General features: G+C 71.4%; 4 protein-coding genes. 3 read left to right on the top strand and 1 reads right to left on the bottom strand.

Going from position 1 to position 3,191, the window contains the following annotated elements; translation table 11 throughout:
- Positions 1–50 precede the first annotated feature (50 nt).
- On the top strand, positions 51–2,318 hold the full coding sequence (locus CCN56_RS35210) for a cation-translocating P-type ATPase (RefSeq protein ID WP_086831848.1): 2,268 nt from the start codon (positions 51–53) through the stop codon (positions 2,316–2,318).
- Between the two features lie 30 nt (positions 2,319–2,348).
- Complete coding sequence (locus CCN56_RS35205) at positions 2,349–2,630, top strand: metal-sensitive transcriptional regulator (protein WP_015035316.1); 282 nt, start codon at positions 2,349–2,351, stop codon at positions 2,628–2,630.
- A gap of 28 nt (positions 2,631–2,658) precedes the next feature.
- Here the strand turns inward: CCN56_RS35205 and CCN56_RS43630 are convergent, their stop codons facing one another.
- Positions 2,659–2,814, bottom strand: a complete 156-nt coding sequence (locus CCN56_RS43630) for a hypothetical protein (RefSeq protein WP_158718993.1) — start codon at positions 2,812–2,814, stop codon at positions 2,659–2,661.
- Between the two features lie 89 nt (positions 2,815–2,903).
- On the opposite strand from CCN56_RS43630, the gene CCN56_RS35200 reads away from it, so the two are divergent.
- A partial coding sequence (locus tag CCN56_RS35200) for a BlaI/MecI/CopY family transcriptional regulator (RefSeq protein ID WP_256962343.1) occupies positions 2,904–3,191 on the top strand: 288 nt, incomplete at its 3' end.

Raw genomic sequence — 3,191 nt, 5'->3', positions numbered from 1 at the left:
CTCCATGCCCGGGCCCCGGCCCCCGAACCCGCTACACCGAGGAGCAGGAAATGACCACGACCACTCCGGGCACCGCCCAGGTCGAGCTCGCCATCGGCGGCATGACCTGCGCCTCGTGCGCGGCCCGCATCGAGAAGAAGCTCAACCGCATGGACGGGGTCGAGGCCACCGTCAACTACGCCACCGAGAAGGCGAAGGTCACCTTCGACGCCGACATCGCCGTCGCCGACCTGATCGCCACCGTCGAGGCCACCGGTTACACCGCCCAGGAGCCCCAGCCCGAACGGCCCGCGAGCGGCGGCGGCGAGGACGGCCCCTCCGACGAGGAGATCGCCGACGCCGAGCTGCGGCCGCTCAAGCAGCGCCTGATCACGGCCGTCGCGCTCGCCGTGCCGACCATCGCGATGGCGATGGTCCCGGCGCTGCAGATCGAGTACTGGCAGTGGCTGAGCCTCACGCTCGCCGCGCCGGTCGTCGTCTACGCCGCCTGGCCCTTCCACAAGGCCGCCTGGACCAACGCCAGGCACGGCGCGGCCACCATGGACACCCTGATCTCGGTCGGCACGATCGCCGCGTTCCTCTGGTCGCTGTGGGCGCTGTTCTTCGGGACCGCCGGTACGCCGGGAATGACGCACCCCTTCGAGTTCACGATCGCCCGCACCGACGGCGCCGGGAACATCTACCTGGAGGCCGCCGCCGGCGTCACCGCCTTCATCCTGGCCGGCCGCTACTTCGAGGCCCGCTCGAAGCGCAAGGCGGGCGCCGCGCTCAAGGCGCTCATGCAGCTCGGGGCCAAGGAGGTGACCGTCCTCAAGGGAGGCCGCGAGATCACCGTACCGACCTCCGAACTCCAGGTCGGCGACCGCTTCCTGGTCCGTCCCGGCGAGAAGATCGCCACCGACGGCACCGTCGTCGAGGGCTCCTCCGCGGTGGACGCGTCGATGCTGACCGGTGAGTCCGTGCCGGTCGAGGTCTCCGTCGGCGACTCCGTCACCGGCGCCACCCTGAACGCCGGCGGCCGCCTCGTCGTCGAGGCCACCCGCGTCGGCTCCGACACCCAGCTCGCCCGCATGGCGAAGCTCGTCGAGGACGCGCAGAACGGCAAGGCCGCCGCCCAGCGCCTCGCCGACAAGATCTCGGCCGTCTTCGTGCCGATCGTCATCGCCCTCGCGCTCGGCACCCTCGGCTTCTGGCTCGGTACGGGGCAGGGCCTCACCGCCGCCTTCACCGCCGCCGTCGCCGTACTGATCATCGCCTGCCCCTGCGCCCTCGGCCTGGCCACCCCGACCGCCCTCATGGTCGGTACGGGGCGCGGCGCCCAGCTCGGCATCCTGATCAAGGGCCCCGAGGTCCTGGAGACCACCCGCAAGGTCGACACGATCGTCCTCGACAAGACCGGCACCGTCACCACCGGCCGCATGACCCTCATCAAGGTCCACACCGCCGAAGGCGTCGACGAGACCGACGTCCTGCGCCTCGCCGGCGCCCTGGAGCACTCCTCCGAGCACCCCATCGCCCAGGCCGTCGCCACCGGCGCCGCCGCCAAGGTCGGCACCCTGCCCACCCCCGAGGACTTCGCCAACATCCCCGGTCTCGGCGTCCAGGGCGTCGTCGAGGGCCACGCCGTCCTCGTCGGCCGCGAGAAGCTGCTCGACGAGTGGGCCATGGCCCTGCCCGCCGGACTCAAGTCCGCGAAGGAAGAGGCCGAGCAGGCCGGCAAGACCGCCATCGCGGTCGCCTGGGACGGGGAGGCCCGCGCGGTCCTGGAGGTCGCCGACGCCGTCAAGGAGACCAGCGCCGAGGCCATCAAGCGGCTCCGCGCGCTCGGCCTGACCCCGATCCTGCTCACCGGTGACAACAAGGCGGTCGCCGAGGCCGTCGCCGCCGAGGTCGGCATCGACGAGGTCATCGCCGAGGTCATGCCGCAGGACAAGGTCGACGTCGTCAAGCGCCTTCAGGGCGAGGGCCGCTCGGTCGCCATGGTCGGCGACGGCGTCAACGACGCCGCCGCGCTCGCCCAGGCCGACCTCGGCCTGGCGATGGGCACCGGTACGGACGCGGCCATCGAGGCCGGCGACCTGACCCTCGTACGGGGAGACCTGCGGGCCGCGGCCGACGCGATCCGGCTCTCCCGCAAGACGCTCGGCACCATCCGCTCGAACCTCTTCTGGGCCTTCGCCTACAACGTGGCCGCCCTGCCGCTCGCCGCGGCCGGACTGCTCAACCCGATGATCGCGGGTGCGGCCATGGCCTTCTCCTCGGTCTTCGTGGTCGGCAACAGCCTCCGCCTGCGGGGCTTCCAGGCCGCCGACAAGTGACCGATCCGACCTGACGACGAGGAGCCCGCCGTGGCCGGTTACGGACAGCACAAGGAAGACATCATCAGACGCCTGAGGCGCATCGAGGGCCAGGTCAGGGGGGTGCAGCGGATGGTGGACGAGGACGTGTACTGCATCGACGTCCTCACCCAGGTCTCCGCCATCAACGCGGCCCTCCAGTCCTGCGCGGTGGCCCTCCTGGACGAGCACCTGAGCTGCTGCGTCACGGAGGCCATCGCCCAGGGCGGAGACCAGGCGAAGGTGAAGGTGGGTGAGGCGTCGAAGGCCATCGCCCGGCTGATCCGGACGTGACGGAGCAGTGAAGCAGGACCTGGCAGCATCAACCGCCCTTGCGCGAAGGGCAGTCGGCGGACAGCGTGAGACTCAGCCGGAGACACAGGCCGAGCAGCTGCCGGAGGAGCACCAGCTCCACCGATCCGGGCAGACCGGAGTCGCAGACCTTCGCGCAGGGGCGGTTCTTCATGAGGGTCGACATCCTGCCATTGTACCCCTGGGGGGTATACCTGGGCGGGGGGAGCGGCCCGTACGATGAGCCGCCCGCAAGGGGAGGGTGAGGGGATGCGCGTGCGCCGGCTGGGAGAGCTGGAGGCCGAGATCATGGACCGGTTGTGGGCCTGGCAGCGGCCCGCCACGGTCCGCGAGGTCGTCGACGACATCAATCGGGGACGCAGGGTCGCCTATACGACGGTGATGACCGTCGCGGACATCCTGCACCGCAAGGGCTGGCTCCGCCGCGAGAAGTCCGGCCGGGCGGTCCTGGCTGTCGCCGAGGGCGTCCCGCATCAGGCCCGCCGTGTACTCCTCGCGGCTGCGCACCGGTTCGTACAGCCAGGCCCGGCCGGACTTCTCGCG

The sequence above is a fragment of the Streptomyces sp. NRRL B-24572 genome, assembly GCF_002156145.1.
In the GTDB taxonomy this organism is placed as follows: domain Bacteria; phylum Actinomycetota; class Actinomycetes; order Streptomycetales; family Streptomycetaceae; genus Streptomyces; species Streptomyces vietnamensis.
The sequence above is the reverse complement of the archived record's forward strand: the minus strand, read 5'-3'. Positions and strand labels throughout refer to the sequence as shown.